The 19634-nt window shown below is 58.5% G+C and carries 18 protein-coding genes and 1 riboswitch; of the genes, 5 read left to right on the forward strand and 13 right to left on the reverse strand.

What is annotated here, in order from left to right:
- Window positions 1-14 precede the first annotated feature (14 nt).
- Window positions 15-1943, reverse strand: coding sequence for an autotransporter assembly complex family protein (locus AAAC48_RS06415; RefSeq protein ID WP_340653385.1), 1929 nt, complete (start codon window positions 1941-1943; stop codon window positions 15-17).
- Window positions 1944-2253: 310 nt separating this feature from the next.
- On the opposite strand from AAAC48_RS06415, the gene AAAC48_RS06420 reads away from it, so the two are divergent.
- Window positions 2254-2496: a type II toxin-antitoxin system VapB family antitoxin gene (locus AAAC48_RS06420; RefSeq protein ID WP_340653386.1), complete on the forward strand. Its 243-nt coding sequence runs from the start codon at window positions 2254-2256 to the stop codon at window positions 2494-2496.
- 18 nt (window positions 2497-2514) lie between these two features.
- Window positions 2515-2910 carry a type II toxin-antitoxin system VapC family toxin gene (locus tag AAAC48_RS06425; RefSeq protein WP_340653387.1) on the forward strand — a complete coding sequence of 132 codons (396 nt, stop codon included), beginning with the start codon at window positions 2515-2517 and terminating at the stop codon, window positions 2908-2910.
- Between the two features lie 318 nt (window positions 2911-3228).
- Here AAAC48_RS06425 and AAAC48_RS06430 read toward each other — a convergent pair whose 3' ends face one another.
- Window positions 3229-4503, reverse strand: coding sequence for a D-amino acid dehydrogenase (locus AAAC48_RS06430; RefSeq protein WP_340653388.1), 1275 nt, complete (start codon window positions 4501-4503; stop codon window positions 3229-3231).
- 213 nt (window positions 4504-4716) lie between these two features.
- A riboswitch (glycine riboswitch) is annotated at window positions 4717-4803 on the reverse strand.
- A gap of 107 nt (window positions 4804-4910) precedes the next feature.
- On the opposite strand from AAAC48_RS06430, the gene AAAC48_RS06435 reads away from it, so the two are divergent.
- The gene (locus AAAC48_RS06435) at window positions 4911-5147 is read left to right on the forward strand and encodes an Lrp/AsnC ligand binding domain-containing protein (RefSeq protein ID WP_100000660.1); all 237 of its coding nucleotides are present in this window, start codon (window positions 4911-4913) and stop codon (window positions 5145-5147) included.
- Window positions 5148-5322: 175 nt separating this feature from the next.
- Window positions 5323-7176, forward strand: coding sequence for a dihydroxy-acid dehydratase (ilvD, locus tag AAAC48_RS06440; RefSeq protein WP_340653389.1), 1854 nt, complete (start codon window positions 5323-5325; stop codon window positions 7174-7176).
- Between the two features lie 132 nt (window positions 7177-7308).
- Here the strand turns inward: ilvD and AAAC48_RS06445 are convergent, their stop codons facing one another.
- The 8 genes from AAAC48_RS06445 to AAAC48_RS06480 are packed head-to-tail and all read right to left on the reverse strand — an operon-like array spanning window position 7309 to window position 15712.
- Window positions 7309-8298 carry an ABC transporter substrate-binding protein gene (locus tag AAAC48_RS06445; protein ID WP_340653390.1) on the reverse strand — a complete coding sequence of 330 codons (990 nt, stop codon included), beginning with the start codon at window positions 8296-8298 and terminating at the stop codon, window positions 7309-7311.
- Between the two features lie 24 nt (window positions 8299-8322).
- On the reverse strand, window positions 8323-9423 hold the full coding sequence (locus AAAC48_RS06450) for an ABC transporter permease (protein WP_340653391.1): 1101 nt from the start codon (window positions 9421-9423) through the stop codon (window positions 8323-8325).
- Window positions 9420-10295 carry an ABC transporter permease gene (locus AAAC48_RS06455; RefSeq protein WP_340653392.1) on the reverse strand — a complete coding sequence of 292 codons (876 nt, stop codon included), beginning with the start codon at window positions 10293-10295 and terminating at the stop codon, window positions 9420-9422. The genes AAAC48_RS06450 and AAAC48_RS06455 overlap by 4 nt, the downstream gene beginning before the upstream one ends.
- Entirely contained in the window at window positions 10292-10789 is a 498-nt protein-coding gene (locus tag AAAC48_RS06460; RefSeq protein WP_340653393.1) for a GNAT family N-acetyltransferase, read from the reverse strand. The genes AAAC48_RS06455 and AAAC48_RS06460 overlap by 4 nt, the downstream gene beginning before the upstream one ends.
- Window positions 10770-11609 (reverse strand): ABC transporter ATP-binding protein, encoded by an 840-nt coding sequence (locus AAAC48_RS06465; protein WP_340653394.1) that lies wholly within the window; start codon window positions 11607-11609, stop codon window positions 10770-10772. Before AAAC48_RS06465 ends, AAAC48_RS06460 begins: the two co-directional genes overlap by 20 nt.
- A complete protein-coding gene (gene hydA, locus AAAC48_RS06470; RefSeq protein WP_340653395.1) occupies window positions 11609-13063 on the reverse strand; it encodes a dihydropyrimidinase in 1455 nt (484 codons plus the stop codon). Before hydA ends, AAAC48_RS06465 begins: the two co-directional genes overlap by 1 nt.
- Window positions 13064-13122: 59 nt before the next feature.
- Window positions 13123-14370 carry a Zn-dependent hydrolase gene (locus tag AAAC48_RS06475; RefSeq protein WP_340653396.1) on the reverse strand — a complete coding sequence of 416 codons (1248 nt, stop codon included), beginning with the start codon at window positions 14368-14370 and terminating at the stop codon, window positions 13123-13125.
- A gap of 16 nt (window positions 14371-14386) precedes the next feature.
- A complete protein-coding gene (locus AAAC48_RS06480) occupies window positions 14387-15712 on the reverse strand; it encodes an aspartate aminotransferase family protein (RefSeq protein WP_340653397.1) in 1326 nt (441 codons plus the stop codon).
- A gap of 209 nt (window positions 15713-15921) precedes the next feature.
- Here AAAC48_RS06480 and rutR point away from each other — a divergent pair, with 209 nt between their 5' ends.
- On the forward strand, window positions 15922-16578 hold the full coding sequence (rutR, locus tag AAAC48_RS06485; RefSeq protein WP_340653398.1) for an HTH-type transcriptional regulator RutR: 657 nt from the start codon (window positions 15922-15924) through the stop codon (window positions 16576-16578).
- Window positions 16579-16587: 9 nt separating this feature from the next.
- Here rutR and preA read toward each other — a convergent pair whose 3' ends face one another.
- The 3 genes from preA to AAAC48_RS06500 all read right to left on the reverse strand — a co-directional run.
- On the reverse strand, window positions 16588-17898 hold the full coding sequence (gene preA, locus AAAC48_RS06490; protein WP_340653399.1) for an NAD-dependent dihydropyrimidine dehydrogenase subunit PreA: 1311 nt from the start codon (window positions 17896-17898) through the stop codon (window positions 16588-16590).
- Window positions 17899-17909: 11 nt separating this feature from the next.
- A complete protein-coding gene (locus AAAC48_RS06495) occupies window positions 17910-19367 on the reverse strand; it encodes an NAD(P)-dependent oxidoreductase (protein WP_340653400.1) in 1458 nt (485 codons plus the stop codon).
- Between the two features lie 84 nt (window positions 19368-19451).
- Window positions 19452-19634: hypothetical protein (locus tag AAAC48_RS06500; RefSeq protein WP_340653401.1), on the reverse strand; the 183-nt coding region annotated here is incomplete at its 5' end.

Raw genomic sequence — 19634 nt, forward strand, 5'->3', positions numbered from 1 at the left:
TGCCAAAATCCGGGTCAAAACGCCTGTCCTATGCCAACGTAGAAAGCAAAACTGGGATCGTCCGACGTCCGGTCAAGCGGCACCGCGAAATCGAGGCGGATCGGACCAAGGCCGGTATTGTAGCGCAGACCAGCGCCGACGCCGACCCTCATCTGCTGCGCGAAATCCGGGTAGGATTCCTCGCCGACATTACCCGCATCGACGAAACCGACGACACCGATCGTATCAGTCATGCGAATACGTGCTTCGATCGAACTTTCGATCAGGGAGCGACCGCCAATGACGAAGGTCTCGCCGTCCCTTGTCACATTGACGCCGACATTGCGGTAGGCGTAGCCGCGTATCGAACCACCGCCGCCGGCAAAGAACAACTGATCCGGCGGCAATTCGGCAACATCGGCACCAACGATGGAACCGAGTTTCAGGCGCCCGGCGAGGATAAACCGGTTATTCGCATCGAAACTGTAATAGGTGCGGCCTTCCGCCGTGAACTTGGTGGCGAAATTGCCGAATTCGAATTCATAGAAGGGCGACAACAGGCCTTCCAGATAATAGCCGCGTGAAGGATCAACCTTGCTGTCGCGACTGTCGTAGGTAAGATCGCCCAAAAGGCCGACAGTGAGGAAATCGCGCTTGCCGAAGAAATCATCGTCGAAGCGCGACTTGGATATATTCGCTGTAAGCTTCCCCGTGAGCTCATCGGAAAAAATCTGGGTGAAACCGGCGTCGGCGGTGATCGACGTCTGGGTATAGGCATCAAGAACGTTCCGCTCCCCGATGAGCGATGCGATAAAATCCGTATCCGGCGTATAGACGCCGGGTTTGGTGAAACTCACGCCAAGCAGATAATTGTAGTCCTGCGGATTGTAGGACTGGGCGCCGATACCGCCGATCTTCGCATCGAAACGCAGCCGCTCGGCGTGACCGAAGAGATTGCGGTGCAGCCAGTAAGCGTCAAAGCCGGCACCGTCGAGCGTCGAATACGAACCGCCTATGCCGAAGCGCCGCAGCTTCTGCTCCTGCACGGCGACGGTGATCGGGAGGAGCCCGTCACTGGTTATGGCATCCGCTTCCTCGATACGAGCAGAGCGGAACACCTCGAGCCGTGAGAGGCGCTTTTTTGCACGTTCGATCTCGTCAGGGTCATATTCCACGCCGGGCTGCAGACCAGTAATAAAGGCGACGAATTCCGGATCCATTCGCTCCGTCCCGGTCACCTGGACCGGCCCGAAGGCCGCGCGCCGGTCTGGATCGACCTCGATCGTGGTGTCGACCTTGCTATTGTCGTGATCTGCAAGCACTTCGCGCGAAACGATTCTCGCCTTGGGATGCCCCTGTTCCCGCCAGGCATCGACGGCGAGACGTTCGGCCTTGACGATAGCCGTGGACCTGGCGATGTCGCCCGGGGCGAAACCCTGGTTTTCCGGACGATCGACCACATCCTTTGGATCGATCGGCGGCGGCGCCATATTCTTGACCCGCGCCGTGGCGAAGAGAAATTGCGGCCCCGGTTGGACGGAAATCACAATATTTGCTGGATTCGACAGGTCGGCATCTGGCGGAATATCGCTGGCCTCACGCCCGTCGACTTTGATGCTGATTGTGCCACCATAGCGGCCATCGGCGTAGAGCGCGCCGAGAATACGGCGATAGTCACCCCTTGCCTTGGCAAGCAGGCCTGCAGCCCCGGAAGCCGGCTTGTCCTTGTCGGCGACGAGGCCGGAGGCGCCTTCGACAAGCTTTTTCGTTTCTTTGTCGTCAACGGTTGAAACGTCCACGGTGTATCTGTGCGGATCGGCTATGACGGCATCCGCATCGGCGTCCTTCTTTTCACCCCAGAGATGAATCCCAAAGAGATCGAACGCGTGAGCGGGCGAGACAAGAGCTGTACAAGCCAGCAGTGCGGCGCCAAGAATACTGGCCTGTGGGCGCCTAAAGTCCATCAACCAGCAAGTTCCCTACTCACGAAAAAACACACCATACGCCGCAGGAAACGGAGAAACTTATCCTGCAATCGATAAAATTCGCCTCCCGAGCTTAAGAAAACGATAACATGGTGGTGTAGGTAGGCCAACCCGCATTGGCCTTGAGCAGACTCGCAAGGGGCGGCTTGTGGCCATAAGGTCACAAAACCGCCGATTTCGTGCTCCCATGGCTGATCACTTTTTGTTATCAAAATGTAATTTCATGCCCCTTGTACCGGCAAGGGATATCCTCTAATTATATACATAATATACCAAGCAGGATATACCGATGCCGCTTTATATCAAAGATGACAGAATAGACGAACTGGCACGCCGATATCAGGCTGCAGTCCGGGCTCCATCCAAAACTGAGGCCGTCAGGCTCGCCTTGCAACGTGCGCTCGACGACCAGCTTGGCCAGCCCACGCTTGCCGAGATTGCGGCGAGTTTCTGCCGAGATCTTAGGTCCAAGGCTAATCTCAATAGAGGCCTTCCTGCCGACAAGGCATTTCGAGACAGTCTTTACGACTAAATGCACAGGGCTGGCCTGATGTTCATAGATGCCTCCGCCATGGTGGCGATGATGACCAATGAAGATGATGCGCGGAACCTTGCAGCGCGCTTGCAATCGTCCGACGATCGCATGACCTCGCCGTCGGCAGTCTGGGAAACCGCGATCAGTGTTGCTCGTATACTTGGGCTTGAAATTGCCGACGCGTCGAGTGCTGTACAGGCGTTCCTTACCGCAATGAATATCCAGTTGGTTTCAATACCAGCGGAGGCAGCATTTTTGGCCATCACGGCGTTTGATCGTTATGGCAAAAAGCGCCATCGCGCCGATTTGAATTTCGGTGACTGCTTTGCCTATGCGTGCGCACGCCACTATTCCGTGCCCCTGCTCTACAAGGGCAATGATTTTTCCCAAACAGATATTGAAGCTGCTTAGGGTCAGGACCTGTTAATCTGGTCGAAATGGTATGAGGCTTTTCGTTCGGATACGAGGAGCAGAGGGACAAGAAATGTTTATCCATTTTCGAGCCTTTGCGACAATGTAGCCGGGCGAAAAGTCCATATCCTGCGGACGCCGAAACGGCTGCAAGCTGCGCATGTATCTTCCGATCCGGCGAAGAGCCGGATCGGAACATGCGCTCCATCTACTTGCCGTTTCAGGCGCCACTTCGATCACATTAATAGGTCCTGACCCTCATAGTCGCGGGCTCCATAAGAAGAGCGCCTGATTTAACAGGCGCTCGTTCTCACTTAGCTATTCCGCAGCGGCCAGCCATTCGGTCTGCGGCTTCACATCGACGGGCATTGCTGCGCTGATGTGACCTGCAACGATCTCTGCCGTTGCCGCCGACAGTGTCCAGCCCAGGTGACCGTGACCGGTGTTGTAGAAGACGCCCGGACGCTTGCCACTGCCGACCCGTGGCAACATGTTCGGCATCATCGGACGCAGGCCAGCCCATGGCACGACATTCGACGTGTCCATCGCCGGAAATAGCTCGCGGCTCCAGTCGACCAGCGGCTTGACGCGATCGTGGCGGATGTCGCGGTTCTCGCCATTGTATTCGGCGGTGCCGGCGACACGCAGGCGATCGGCACCGAGGCGACTGGTGACGATCTTTGCGTCATCATCCAAAAGGCTTACCCAGGGCGCCGACTTCTGGCTCTCATTGTCGTTGAGGTTGATTGTGATGGAATAACCCTTGACTGGATAGATATTGACCCGGTCGCCGAGCTGGGCAGCGAACTTGCGGCTGGCAATACCGGCGCAAATAACAACAGCATCGAAGCGCTCCGCCTCCAACTGCGAAGGCGAGACAGAAGCCTTGTTCCAGGAAACGACGACGCCGTCGGGACCGTGGTTCAGCATCTGAACATTGGCATCGCTGACAAAACGAACGCCACGGCGAATGGAAGCATCGGCGAGACCGCGGGTGAATTTGTGAATGTCACCGGTGGAATCTGACGGGGTGAAGAAACCGCCATAGAACGATCCGTTGAGGGCAGGCTCGATGCTGCGGATTTCCTCATTGGTAACAGCGCGGCGATCAAGGCCGCCGGCTTCCAGCAGCCTATTGACCTTCACCGCATGGTCATAGCCGTACTTCGAACGGTAGATGTGAAGAATGCCGCGCTTTTCGAGGTCGAAATTGATTTGTTCTTCTGCCGCGATCTCGAACATGCGCTTGCGAGCTTCGATGGCGAGCTTTGTGGTCGCGATCGTGTTCTGCTCGTAATGGGGAATGTTCATGACGAACTCCGCCATCCAGGAATATTTGTGCCAGGACGGCTTCGGGTTCATCAGGAGCGGCGCATCCTTGCGCAGCATCCACTTCATGCCTTTTAGAACCGTCGACCAGCTGTTCCACACTTCCGCATTGGATGCCGAAAGCTGGCCGCCGTTAGCGAAAGAGGTTTCCATCGCGGCATAGCGGTTGCGGTCCAAAACGGTGACGGAATAGCCCTGACGGGCGAGCGCATAGGCGGTCGTAACGCCGGTGATACCGGCGCCGATAATGGCGATATTGGTCATGACAGACAAAGTCCTTCAGCAACACATGGTTTCAGTTTCGCCGCTCAAAACGGCACGAAACCCCATCTGTCACGGAACCTGAGAGTTTGGCCCTCACGCGCCCGCCGGGTGTTTGTCACCCATGTCCTTGGCAGCGTAACCGGTGAATCACCGGGCAGGGCTTTCTCCTTCGGTGGGCGTAACTTGTTAAGCCACGCCTCTCTCCAGATGTCCGACGCTAGTCTGGTCCTTTTGCCTGAGAGTTTCCGGGGCGGTTGCTCCATCGGCGCCGGTTTTACCGGTCTCTCCCAGATAGCCTGTGCGAACGGTGCTGCTTATATCGCAGTTGCGAGAAGAGAACAACTGGCTAAGAGCGAGCTGACCCATTATGCTGGTGAAGCACAGTTCTGTCCTTCCGGAGTATATTCATGAAACCCGTCTTCCTGCAGCTGCAATGCTTCCCCGGCAAAACCTATGAGGTTGCGGCTGCGCTTTTCGAACGCGAAATCGTCTCCGAACTCTATTCGACTAGCGGCGACTACGATCTCCTGATGAAAATCTACATTCCCGAAGATCAGGATATCGGCAAGTTCATCAATGACAATGTGCTCGACATACAAGGTATTGCCCGCTCGTTGACAACGATGACCTTTACAGCGTTTTAGGAGGGCACCTGAGACCGAGACATTACGTCCCGTTTCATGCGACAATGAACTTTCCTATGTAATCATTGCAATAAAAAGTCTCCAACCAGGTAACAAAATTCCATTCTTTGCCATGGAAGCGGTTTTTCTGTAGAGATGCTGCCTCTTTCGCAATTCACCATCAGGATTTTCGCAAATGCCTCCCTATCGTTCACGCACAACCACACATGGCCGTAACATGGCAGGTGCCCGCGGGCTCTGGCGCGCGACCGGCATGAAGGACGAGGATTTTGGCAAGCCGATTATCGCGGTGGTGAATTCGTTTACCCAGTTCGTGCCTGGCCACGTGCACCTGAAGGATCTTGGGCAGCTTGTAGCACGTGAGATCGAAAGCGCGGGCGGTGTTGCCAAGGAATTCAATACGATTGCAGTCGATGACGGCATCGCCATGGGCCATGACGGAATGCTCTATTCGCTGCCCTCGCGCGAGATCATCGCCGACAGCGTCGAATATATGGTCAATGCCCACTGCGCCGATGCGATGGTATGCATTTCCAATTGCGACAAGATCACACCCGGCATGCTGATGGCAGCGCTTCGGCTCAATATTCCGGTCGTCTTTGTTTCCGGCGGCCCAATGGAAGCCGGTAAGGTTGTCTGGGCAGACAAGGAAAAGAAACTCGATCTGGTCGACGCAATGGTCGCGGCTGCCGATGACCGCATTTCCGACGAGGAGGTAAAGGCGATCGAGCGCTCGGCCTGCCCGACTTGCGGCTCCTGCTCCGGCATGTTCACGGCAAACTCCATGAACTGCCTGACCGAGGCGCTTGGCTTGTCATTACCAGGCAATGGCTCGACGCTGGCAACCCATGCGGATCGCCGCCGCCTCTTCGTCGAGGCCGGCCATCTGGTCGTTGACCTGGCCCGCCGTTACTATGAGCAGGATGACGAAACGGTCCTGCCACGCTCGATTGCGTCGTTTGCCGCATTCGAGAATGCGATGACACTCGACATTGCCATGGGCGGCTCGACCAATACCGTGCTGCATCTGCTTGCCGCCGCCCATGAGGGCGAGGTCGATTTCACCATGAGCGATATCGACCGGCTGTCTCGCCGGGTGCCAGTCCTGTGCAAGGTGGCGCCTGCGGTGGCTAATGTGCATATGGAAGACGTGCACCATGCCGGCGGCATCATGGGCATTCTTGGCGAACTCGACCGCGCCGGCTTGATCGACACTTCGGTCTATTCTGTGCACTCCGCCCATCTCGGTGCGGCGCTCGACCGCTGGGATGTGGTTCGCACCAAGAACAAGTCGGTCCATGATTTCTTCATGGCTGCACCAGGCGGCGTGCCGACGCAGGTGGCCTTCAGCCAGGAACGCCGTTTCGCCGATGTCGATCTCGATCGCGAGAAAGGTGTTATCCGCAACGCGGAACATGCCTATTCCAAGGATGGCGGACTGGCAGTGCTCTACGGCAATCTCGCCGAGGACGGCTGTATCGTCAAAACTGCCGGCGTGGATGATTCGATCCTGAAATTCTCCGGCCCCGCCCGCATTTTTGAAAGCCAGGACAGCGCGGTTCTCGGCATCCTCAATGGCGGCGTCAAGCCGGGCGATATCGTGCTGATCCGCTATGAGGGCCCGCGCGGCGGACCCGGCATGCAGGAGATGCTCTATCCGACCAGCTACCTGAAGTCCAAGGGCCTTGGCAAGGCTTGCGCGCTGGTCACGGACGGCCGCTTCTCCGGCGGCTCGTCAGGCCTTTCCATCGGCCACGTTTCGCCGGAAGCAGCAGAAGGCGGCTTGATCGGCCTCGTCGAGGAAGGCGATATCATTGATATCGATATCCCGAACCGCACGATTCACCTTGCCGTCGATGATGCCGTTCTCGCTGAACGCCGCGCGCATATGGAAGCCAAGGGCAGCGCCGCCTGGAAGCCGGCCGAGAAGCGTAAGCGCAAGGTTACCACTGCACTGCGCGCCTATGGTGCGATGGCGACGAGCGCCGCCAAGGGCGCAGTGCGGCAGATTCCCGATGATTGGAATTAAGTAAGACCTTGCCGCCTCTTACCCTCCCCCTCGTGGGGAGGGTGGCGCGAAGCGCCGGGAGGGGTTTTCTGGCAAGGCGCCTCCCCGGACCTGCGGTCCGTCTCCACAAGGGGGAGGGTACAGCCTTTAGTTCTACTTCGCCGCATCGGTGATCTTCGTCGTCCAGGCCCCTTCCGGCTTCTTGGTGATGACCGGATCGGAACCGCCGCCAAGCAGCGTCTCCACGGTGCGCTCGGCAGCTGCCACGTCCAGCACGCCAGTAGAGCCTTCCGTCAGCTTGTTGATCTCTGCAACCATCCGCTTCTGGTGCTTTTCGGTCTGGGCACCGCTGGCATCATTGTCGAGAACGATCGTTGCTGCTTCATCCGGATTGGCGCGGGTATATTCCCAGCCCTTCATCGAGGCCTTGACGAAGCGGGCGAGCTTGTCGACCATTTTCGGATCATCCAGGCTCTTCTGCAGCACGTAGAGCCCGTCTTCCAGCGTTGCGACCTTCTCGTCCTCATACTTGAACGTCACGAGCTGGTCAGCCGGAATGCCGGCATCGATGACCTGCCAGTATTCATTGTAGGTCATCGTAGAGATGCAGTCGGCCTGTTTCTGGATCAGCGGATCGACATTGAAGCCTTGCTTGAGAACCGTCACGCCATCGGGCCCACCATTGGTCTTGAGACCAAGATGGTTCATCCAGGACAGGAACGGATATTCATTGCCGCCGAACCAGACACCGAGCGTCTTGCCCTTGAAATCCTCAGGCTTGGTGATGCCGGTTTCCTTACGGCAGGTCAGCATCATGCCCGAGCGCTTGAAAGGCTGGGCGATATTGACGAGCGGCAGGCCCTTTTCGCGGGTTGCGAGCGCCGAAGGCATCCAGTCGATCACCACATCGGCACCGCCACCGGCGATGACCTGCGGTGGAGCGACGTCCGGACCGCCCGGCTTGATTTCGACATCGAGGCCCGCTTCCTTATAGAAGCCCTTATCCTTTGCCACGTAATAGCCGGCGAACTGGCCCTGCGTGACCCATTTCAGCTGCAAGGTCAGCTTGTCAGCCGCGAGCGCCGAGCTTGCCATCAAGGTCATGGCCGCGAGGCCGAGTGAGAAAGCGATTTTCGTCTTCATGGTTTTCAGTTCTCCTCTGTTCTTTTAGGTTCGATAGGAAGGATGCCAGAAGGTGACGGCCCGTTCGATGAGGGTAACCAAGCCGTAGGACAGCGACCCGGCGAGCGCTGCGACAAAGATCTCCGCCCAGACCATGTCGACATTCATGCGGCCGACCTCTGCTGAGATGCGAAAGCCCATGCCGACGATGGGTGAGCCGAAAAACTCGGCGACGATCGCGCCGATCAGTGCCAGTGTCGAGTTGATCTTCAGCGCGTTGAAGATGAACGGCATTGCAGCAGGCAGGCGCAATTTTAGAAGCGTCTGGCTATAGCTGGAGCCATAGGTCCGCATCAGGTCGCGCTCCATGGCACCCGAGGCGGCGAGCCCGGCCACGGTGTTCACCAGCATCGGAAAGAACGTCATGATGACGACAACAGCGGCCTTTGATTCCCAGTAGGAACCGAACCACATGACCATGATCGGTGCGATGCCGACGACGGGCAGCGCCGCCACGAGATTGCCGATAGGCAGTAGACCCTTGCGCAGAAAAGGCACGCGATCGACGATGATGGCCGCCAGAAAACCGGAACCGCAGCCGATCACATAGCCTGCAATCGCCGCCTTCAGGAAAGTCTGCTGGACGTCTGCCCAGAGCGTCGGCACCGAGGCGGCGATCCGGGCTGCAATCATCGACGGCGGCGGCAAAAGGATCGTCGGCACACCAAAACCGCGCACGATGATTTCCCAGAGGATAAGCAGCCATGCTCCGAACAGGACAGGCAAAGCGAGATTGACCAGGCGCTGACCCTCGGCAGATGCGAGGCGCAGGGCGGCCAGCCTCTGTACCGCAAGCCAGGCCAGAAGCCACGCGGCAGCGACGAGGCACCAGTAGCCGACGGCCGGGCCGGTCATCGTAAAGGAGCCCAAGAGCCCGATCAGGCAGAACGCTGCCACGTGAACCAGCACCAAGAGGGCGATCAACGACGCGTTTGAAGGTGTAACAAACAACGCCACAGCCGCCGCAGCAAACAGGATGGCAGGAGCAGAAAAGAGGAAGAGTCCAGGACCATCTGCCCCCGTTGGCAGTACCAGGGAAGCCGCAGCAAGTGCGAAGGCGATGATAGCAAGGGGCGAGCGCTTCATGGCCGCACTCCCATGCGCCGGTTGACCAGATTTGCAACCAGTCCGATCAGGCTGACGAGAACTGCCGCCATCAACGCGGCTGTAATCAGCGCCGCCCAGATCTGCACGGTCTGGCCATAATAGGAACCGGCGAGCAGCCGCGCGCCGATGCCGGCCACGGCACCGGTCGGCAGTTCACCGACAATGGCGCCGACAAGGCTGATGGCAACGGCGATCTTCATGGACGTGAAGAGATAGGGCATGGAAGCGGGCCAGCGCAGCTTCCAGAACACTTGCGCCTTCGAGGCATTGTAGGTGCGCATCAGGTCGAGGTGCATGATCTCGGGCGAGCGCAGGCCTTTCACCATGCCGACGGCCACGGGGAAGAACGAAAGGTAGGTCGAGATCATGGCCTTCGGCAGGAGCCCGGTGATGTTGACCGCATTGAGCACCACAATGATCATCGGCGCGATGGCGAGGATCGGCACAGTCTGCGAGGTGATGATCCACGGCATCAGGCTCTTGTCGAGCGTGCGCGAATGGACAATGGCGATCGCCAAGAGGATGCCGAGCAGGGTACCGAGACCAAAGCCGAGCAGCGTCGAGGAGAGTGTTACCCAGCCGTGATAGACCAGGCTGCGCTTCGACGTCGGGCTGATGTCGAAAACGGTCTTGCGGATTTCCGCTGCAACCTGGTGCGGCGCTGGCAGCACCGGCCGCTCCTGCGCCATCGTATTGGCGATCAGCTGGCTGGTCGAGATTGTCGTATTGGCACGCGCCGCCTGATCGCGTTCGAAAGGCGCATTGAGGATAACTGCGAAGACGTACCAAAGGACAAGAATGGCGAGGAGTACCGTGCCTACCGGAATGACGCTGTTGCGGATGAAGTTCATGGCTTCGCCTCAGCATTGACCGGTTGCCAGCGATAGAGAATATCCGGCAATTTTTCCTCATTGTCGCCATCGGTACGCCGGACTTCCTTGAATCCCTCGCGCTCGTAGAATGCCTGCGCATCGCGGTTGGCGACGAATGTCCAGAGCTCAACCGGCCCATCGGCTTCGTGCTTCGCATGGTCGAGCAACGCTTTGCCAACACCCTTGCCGCGGTCGTTGTGGTGAACATAAAGGGCACTCACCGTATTGTCCGGGGACAGGGCGACCATACCGGCCAGGTGATTATCATTTTCGGCCACGAAGACCTGGAACCGCTCAAAGACAGTATCGCGATAAAACTCAGCCACCTCTTCCCTGGGGTGGACCCGGGGCATCCATTCCGTGCTGTCGATCCACGCATTGACGATCTCCGCGCATTCGGACATGTCGCGCAGCTTGGCGGCACGGACGATCATTCTGCGCCCCGCTCCGGCGTCATAGTTGTGCCCCGTCATAGGAGTGTCCGTGGCGCAGTCCCTCACGCACGCGGTGGGCGATTTCAAGGAACTTTGGCGTTTCGCGGATATCGAGCGTGCGTTCCGTGCCAAGATTGCAGTCGATGATTTCGTGAATGCGACCAGGCCGCGGGCTCATCACCACGATCTTGGTGGAAAGGAACACCGCTTCCGGAATGGAATGAGTGACGAAAATCACGGTTTTCCGGGTCTTCGCCCAGAGCTTCAACAGTTCCTCGTTGAGATGGTCGCGGACGATCTCATCAAGCGCACCGAAGGGCTCGTCCATCAAAAGCAGATCAGGATCGAAGGAAAGCGCCCGGGCTATGGAGGCGCGCTGCTGCATGCCGCCGGACAACTGCCAGGGAAACTTCTTTTCAAAACCGGAAAGATTGACCAGCTCAAGGTTCCTGGCGATGCGATCCTTGCGGTCTGACTTAGGAACGCCCATCACTTCGAGCGGCAGGGAAATATTGCCGGCGATCGTACGCCAAGGATAGAGTGCCGCCGCCTGGAACACATAGCCATAGGCGCGCTTCTGCCGTGCCTCGGACGGCGTCATGCCATTGACGGAAATCGAGCCGGAGGTCGGCTGTTCGAGATCGGCGATCACGCGCAGCAACGTGGTCTTGCCGCAACCGGATGGGCCGATGAAGGAAACGAATTCGCCGCCAGTGACCGCAAGATCGATGTTGGACAATGCGTTGACAGGCCCGTCATTGGTCTGGAAGACCAGTGACAGGTCCTTGACATCAATCACATTTTGCTGCGCCGCATCTGCCATCGTCTTCGCCTTGGGTCGGAGCGCGACGACTGTCATCAGACGCCTGCCGGAATATTTTTCGGATCGCGCTCTACTCTACGCGGCGCCGTCAATTCCTTCCAAGTGGAAAGTGCACGATTTGCCGGCGCATTGGCCTCACGTTCGACAAAGCGGCCGCTGCCTGTCGGCGCCAGCACTTCGCCATCCTTGAAGGCGACCTGCCCGCGCGAAAGGGTCATACGCGGCAGGCCCGTCACTTCGATACCCTCAAAGACATTGTAGTCGATGGCTGATTTCTGCGTCTTTGCGGAAATGACCTTCGATGCATTCGGATCCCAGATGACGATATCAGCATCGGAACCCGGCAGGATCGCGCCCTTTTTCGGATAGATATTGAGAATGCGGGCAATGTTCGTGGAAGTGACCGCCACGAATTCATTCGGCGTCAGCCGGCCGGTGCGCACGCCCCTGGTCCACAGAACCGGCAGGCGGTCTTCAAGCCCTCCTGTGCCGTTCGGGATCTTGGTGAAATCGCCAACGCCGAAACGCTTTTGCTGCGTCGTGAAAGCGCAATGGTCGGTGGCAACGACCTGCAGGCTGCCCGAGGCAAGTCCGGCCCATAGACCGTCCTGATGGCTCTTGTCGCGGAAGGGCGGCGACATTACCCGGCGCGCCGCATAGTCCCAGTCTTCGTTCTTGTATTCGCTTTCATCAAGCGTCAGGTGCTGGACCAGCGGCTCTCCGTAAACGCGCATACCCTTCGCCCTGGCACGGCGAATGGCTTCGTGCGCCTGCTCGCAGGAGACATGCACGATGTAGAGCGGCACCCCGGCCTGATCAGCGATCATGATCGCGCGGTTGGCCGCCTCTCCTTCGACTTCCGGCGGGCGCGAATAGCCATGGGCTTCCGGACCGGTATTGCCTTCGGCCAGAAGCTTCTGCTGGAGGTGCGCAACCACGTCGCCATTCTCCGCATGCACCAGCGGCATGGCGCCGATTTCGGCACAGCGCATGAACGAGGCGAACATCTCGTCATCATCCACCATCAGCGCGCCCTTATAGGCCATAAAGTGCTTGAAGGTGTTGATGCCGCGCTCGACCACTTTCGGCATTTCGTCGAAAACCTGCTTGTTCCAGCTGGTGATCGCCATGTGGAAGGAATAGTCGGTGCGCGCCTTGCCTGCCTTCTGGAACCAGTCCTGCAGGGCGACGAGCAGGCCATCGGAACCAGGCAGAACGAAATCGACCACCATGGTCGTGCCACCAGCCAGCGCCGCGGCCGTACCCGTATCGAAATCATCGGAGGAATGCGTGCCCATGAAGGGCATTTCGAGATGAGTGTGCGGATCGATCCCGCCCGGCATCAGATAGCAGCCCGCCGCGTCGATAATCTCATCGCCGGAAAGATCAGCGCCGATGGCGGCGATGGTCTCGCCGTCGATCAGCACGTCCGCCTTGTAGGTGCGGTCGGCGGCAATGATAGTGCCGCCCTTGATCACTTTCGTAGCCATGTGTCCGTTCCCCTTTTTGGTCTTTTGCCGAACATGTTGCCGTATATTTGGTTAGCGGCTCAGGGCTGGATCTCCGCCGTCTCCAGAACCGCATGCAAGAGGACGTCCGCACCAGCAGCCGCCCACTCCTTCGAAATGTCTTCATCCTCATTGTGGCTGAGGCCGTCGACGCAGGGGCACATCACCATCGCCGTCGGCGCGACGCGATTGATCCAGCAGGCGTCATGTCCCGCGCCGGAGACAATATTGCGGTGGGTGTAACCGAGCCGTTCCGCCGCGTTGCGCACGGCAGTCACACAACCTTCGTTGAAAGTGACGGGGTCGAAATGGCCGGCCTCTTCGATCAAAATTTCAAGGCCGAGTTCCCTGGCGATCCTTGCAGCCTTGTCCTCGATTTCGGCTTTCATGGCGCTGAGCGTCGCAAGGTCGGGCGAGCGGATATCGACGGTGAAAACCACCTTGCCCGGAATGACATTGCGCGAATTGGGATAGACGTCAACGTGGCCGATCGCCCCGACGGCGCCCGGCTGGTGCGCCATGGCAACGGTGTGGACGAGTTCGGTGATGCGCGCCATGCCGAGCCCGGCATTCTTGCGCATCGGCATGGGGGTGGAACCGGTATGGCTTTCCTTGCCGGTCAATGTGATCTGCAGCCACCAGAGGCCCTGGCCATGGGTGACGACGCCGATATCCTTGCCTTCAGCTTCAAGGATAGGACCTTGCTCAATGTGCAACTCGAACAGGGCATGCATCTTGCGTGCACCGACCGTCTCATCGCCCTTCCAGCCGATGCGCCGCAGTTCGTCGCCGAATTTTTTGCCCTTGGCATCCTCGCGCTGGTAGGCCCAATCCTGCTCATGAACGCCGGCAAATACGCCGGAAGCGAGCATCGCCGGGGCAAAGCGCGTGCCTTCTTCATTGGTCCAGTTGACGACGACGATGGGATGCTTGGTCTGGATATTGAGATCGTTCAGCGTGCGGATCAATTCGAGCCCGCCAAGGACGCCCAGCACGCCGTCGAATTTGCCACCCGTCGGCTGGGTATCAAGATGGCTGCCGACATAGACGGGGAGCGCATCCGGGTCTGTCCCCTCTCGGGTAAAGAACATGTTGCCCATGGTGTCGACACCCATGGAAAGGCCCGCCTTCCCGCACCAGGACTGGAACAGGCGGCGGCCTTCGCCGTCTTCATCCGTCAGCGTCTGGCGGTTGTTGCCGCCGCGTACGCCCGGTCCGATCTTCGCCATCTCCATCAGGCTGTCCCAGAGACGGTCGCCATTGATCCTGAGATTTCCCGTGAGCGTCATGTTAGAGCCTTTCAACTTATGCGAGGTTCTTCAGAACATCGGCCAGCGTATCGAACAGATGCTCGATCTGGCCCTTGCTGATGATGAGCGGCGGTGACAGCGCGATGATATCGCCGGTGGTGCGGATGAGCAGACCCTTCTCGTAGGCATCGAGGAACGCCTGGAAGGCGCGTTGCGTCGGCGCGCCGTCGATTGGCTGCAGTTCGATGGCGCCGATCAGGCCGAGATTGCGAATGTCGATGACGTGCGGCAGGCCCTTCAGGGCGTGCAAGGCGTCCGCCCAATAATCGGAGAGTTCGGCCGCACGGGTCATCAGACCTTCTTCTTCGTAAGTGTCTAGCGTTGCCAGCGCTGCGGCGCAGGCAATTGGATGGCCGGAGTAGGTATAGCCGTGGAACAGCTCGATCATGTTCTCCGGACCGGTCATGAAGGCTTCGTAGATCTGCTTCGTGGCAAACACAGCGCCCATCGGAATCACGCCGCTGGTGATGCCCTTGGCCGTGGTGACAAGGTCCGGCACAACGCCAAAGTAGTCGACCGCAAAGGGTGTGCCGAGACGGCCAAAACCGGTGATAACCTCATCAAAAATCAGCAATATGTCATGCTTTGTGCAGATTTCGCGTAGGCGTTGCAGATAGCCTTTTGGCGGAATGAGCACGCCGGTCGAGCCTGCCACCGGTTCGACGATGACTGCGGCGATGTTGGATGCATCGTGCAGAGCGATGACCTTTTCCAGATCATCGGCAAATTCGGCGCCATATTCCGGTTCGCCGCGGGTGAAAGCATTGCGTGCAGGATCATGGGTATGGCGGATATGATCGACCCCGCCAAGCGCATTGCCGAAAGTCTTGCGGTTGCCGGAAATGCCGCCAACGGAGATACCGCCAAACCCGACGCCGTGATAACCGCGTTCGCGACCGATCAGCTTGACCTTGCTGCCACTGCCCTTGGCGCGATGATAGGCCAGCGCAATCTTCAGCGCCGTATCGACCGACTCGGAACCGGAATTGGTGAAGAACACATGGTCGATCGGCGACGGCAGCATGGCTGCCAACCGTGCAGCAAGCTCGAAGACTTTCGGATGGCCCATCTGGAAGGCGGGCGCATAATCGAGCTCGGCAACCTGTTTCTGTACCGCCTCGACGATCTTCGGGCGGGCATGACCGGCGTTGCAGCACCACAATCCCGCCGTACCATCCAGGATCTCGCGGCCGTCATGCGATTTGAAATGCATGTCCTTGGCACTGACCAGGAGACGGGGATTTTGCTTGAACTGCCGGTTTGCCGTGAATGGCATCCAGAACGCATCAAGATTATTGGTTCCCATTGCCGGTTGCGACATGTGATCAGGCCTCCAGAAGTGCGGATGTTACCGCTTGTTTTATGTTCCCGAATGATTGAACCTCTGGCACAATCAAAAACTTGACTACTTGGTCAAAATGCAGGCTAGAAGAGCATAGGAAAGTGGTCAAGCGCTTTATGGGATTTTAGCGCAGTTCCGGGATGCGGCGAAAGGGCCTGTCGGGCCGAACGGCAAAAGGGATGAGAGGCATGGCGAGGGCGGCGAAGAAAAAGGCGAATGAGGCGCCGGAGAAGACGACCCGGATACAGGAAATCAACCGCCGCCTCATTCTGGATGCGGCACTCGATGTTTTTTCCACCTATGGGTTTCGCGGCACCACGATCGACCAGATCGCCGAGAAGGCCGGCATGTCCAAGCCCAATCTCCTCTATTACTTTCCGCGCAAGCAGAACATCTATGTGACGCTGCTTGAAGAGACGCTGGCTGAATGGCTGGCACCCCTGGCCGAGATCGATCCGGAAGGCGATCCGATCGAGCAATTGCGTAAATACATCACGCTGAAGATCAACATGTCGGAGAGCCATCCCGAGGCGTCGCGACTGTTTGCCAACGAAGTGTTGCATGGCGCACCGGCAATCAGCGATTTTCTCTCCAAGCATTTGAAGCCGCTCGTCGACGATAAGGCCGCCGTGATCCGCCGCTGGGTCGGCGAGGGCAAGCTCGCTCCGGTCGATCCCTACCACCTCATTTTCATGATCTGGGCGACGACGCAGCATTATGCGGATTTCGACGTGCAGGTGCGGGCGATCATGGGCAGCCAGGTTGGCCGCCCGGGATTCCGCGAGCAGACGGCGCAGGCGGTGCTGAGCATCATTCTCAACGGTATCCGCCCGCGCCCTGTCTAAGGCGAGATCTTATTCTGCCGCTACCTTTGCCATCGGATTGTTCGGATGCGTGGTCCAGTTGGCATAGTCCGGCTGGATCGGCAGTTTGGTGCGCGGATCGACACCGGATGTCATGGGCACCATGCTGATGCAATTGTCGACCGGGCAGACATTGACGCATAGATTGCAGCCGACGCATTCCTCGTCGATCACTTCGAAATGCCTTGCGCCATCGACCATGGACGTAATCGCCTGATGCGATGTGTCCTCGCAGACAATGTGGCAGCGGCCACATTTGATGCAGAGGTCCTGGTCGATCTGCGCCTTGGTGATATAGTTGAGGTTGAGATATTGCCAGTCCGAGACGTTTGGTACGGCAAGTCCCTGGAAATCCTCGATCGAACGGAAGCCGCGCGAATCCATCCAGTCGGAAAGGCCGGAGATCATTTCCTGCACGATCTTGAAGCCATAGGTCATGGCCGCGGTGCATACCTGCACATTGCCGCAGCCGAGCGCGATGAATTCCGCTGCATCGCGCCAGGTGGTGATGCCGCCAATGCCGGAGATCGGCAGGCCGCGTGTTTCAGCATCGCGGGCAATCTCCGCCACCATGTTGAGCGCAATCGGCTTTACCGCCGGACCGCAATAACCGCCATGCGAGCCGCGTCCATCAATGGAAGGAACCGGTGCAAAATTGTCGAGATCGACGGAAACGATCGAATTGATGGTGTTGATCAGTGAAACAGCGTCGGTGCCGCCGGATTTTGCCGCGCGTGCAGGTTTACGAATGTCGGTGATGTTCGGCGTCAGTTTGGTGATGACCGGCATGCGGGTATATTGCTTGCACCAGCGAACGACCATCTCGATATATTCCGGCACCTGGCCAACGGCGGAACCCATGCCGCGCTCGGACATGCCATGAGGACAGCCGAAATTCAGCTCGATGCCATCAGCGCCGGTGGCCTCGACCAGCGGCAGGATGGCTTTCCAGGACTCTTCCTCGCAAGGCACCATGATCGAGGCTACAATCGCGCGATCCGGCCATTTCTTCTTTACCTCGGTCATTTCCCGCAGGTTCACGTCCAGCGGCCGGTCGGTGATGAGCTCGATATTGTTGAAGCCGAGCAGGCGCCGGTCGGGACCATGGATCGCGCCATAGCGGGGGCCGTTGACATTGACGACAGGCGGGCCCTCTTCGCCGAGGGTCTTCCAGACGACACCGCCCCAGCCCGCCCTGAAGGCGCGCTCGACATTATAGGCCTTGTCTGTCGGCGGCGCAGAGGCCAGCCAGAACGGATTGGGCGATTTGATACCAAGGAAATTCGATGAAAGATCAGCCATGTCGATCTCCTTCAGCCCACAGTGTGGCTTGGATGATTGGATTGCTGCGCCGGTGCCGATGTGCCATCGGAATTCTCTGCCATGACGGCATCGACGAAGCCGCTGACCTTGTCCGGCTGCTGCATGAGCGTGCGGTGGATGGATTCAGCGGCGATCTTGCCGTCCTGGACTGCCGCGACCGTCAGGTCCTCGCCACCGGCAATGCAATCGCCGCCTGCCCAGATGCCCGGGATCGAGGTGCGACCTTCGTCGTCAATGCTGATACGACCCTTTGACAGCGCAATACCCGCTTCCGCCAGGATGGCTTCGGCCGGTGTCTGGCCGATAGCCTTGAACACCTGGTCGCTGGCGAGCGTGATGCTCTCGCCCGAGGTAACAAGCCGGCCGTCAGACATGACCGTATAGTCCAGCGTGATGCCGCAGACCTCGCCGTGCTCATTGCGGGTCAAGGCGCGCGGCTGCAGCCAATGGCGGATGATCACGCCATTCTTCAGCGCCAGTTCCTGCTCATATTCGCTGGCATTCATGTTCTGCGGGCCGCGGCGGTAGGCGATGATGACGTTTTCGGCGCCAAGCAGTTTCGTCTGCACCGCCACATCGATCGCGGTCATGCCGCCACCGATGACAACGACATCGCGGCCAACGGGAATTTGCGAAAGATCGTCGCTTTGGCGCAGGACAGAGATGTAATCCACGGCGTCGATGCAACCGGCAGCATCCTCGCCTTCCAGCCCGAGTTCGTTGACACCGGGCAGGCCCATGCCGAGGAATACCGCATCGAAACCTGCCCGCAATGCATCGAGGCTGATGTCGCGGCCAAGGGACTTGTCGTTTTCAATGGTGATGCCGCCGATCTCAAGAATGAAATCGAGTTCCTTCTGGGCGAAATCATCGACGCTCTTATAGGCAGCGATACCATATTCGTTGAGCCCGCCGGCCTTGGGGCGCGCTTCGAAAATCGTCACGTCATGGCCATGCATGGCAAGGCGATGCGCGGCGGAAAGCCCTGCTGGTCCGGCACCGACAATCGCGACTGATTTGCCGGTGGGTTCGGCACGTTTGAATGGATGTTTGCCATTTGCCATCAAATGGTCGGTAGCATAGCGCTGCAAAAGGCCGATCTTGACCGGCTTGCCTTCGGCGGCTTCACGCACGCAGGCCTGTTCGCACAGGGTTTCGGTCGGGCAGACGCGGGCGCACATGCCGCCAAGAATGTTCTCCGAAAGGATAGTCTTGGCCGATCCGGTCGGATTGTCCGCCGCTATTTCTCGAATGAACAGCGGAATGTCGATGCCCGTCGGACATGCATTCATGCACGGCGCGTCGTAGCAGAAGTAGCAGCGGTCGGATTCGACGAAGGCCTCGTGCCGGGTGAGCGGCGGATGAAGGTCAGAAAATGCGTCGCTATAGGCGCCCGAAGCAAGCCGGCCGGCTTTGACGTCACGGATTCCAGAATCGATCGATCCCATGAAATCGCATCTCCTCTATTGACTAGCGTCCGGTTCCCTGTGGATCGCAGTCATTTCATGATAGGCCGGTTCGTCCGGCACCTCTCAGGCGAAGAATGGCAGATTTTCATAAAAGGTCAAATTTTTTATCAAACGGTCAAGAAAATTATCCCGGCAAAAGCCGGACCGTAACCTTGGTAGTGAGAGAGAATGGACGCGATGTTGGCGCCGCAACGTGATGCCGCCAATATTGGCGCGGTTGAGTATTGCGGAGCCACCGGCACGGGT

The sequence above is a fragment of the Phyllobacterium sp. genome (assembly GCF_037994405.1).
Classification (GTDB): domain Bacteria; phylum Pseudomonadota; class Alphaproteobacteria; order Rhizobiales; family Rhizobiaceae; genus Phyllobacterium.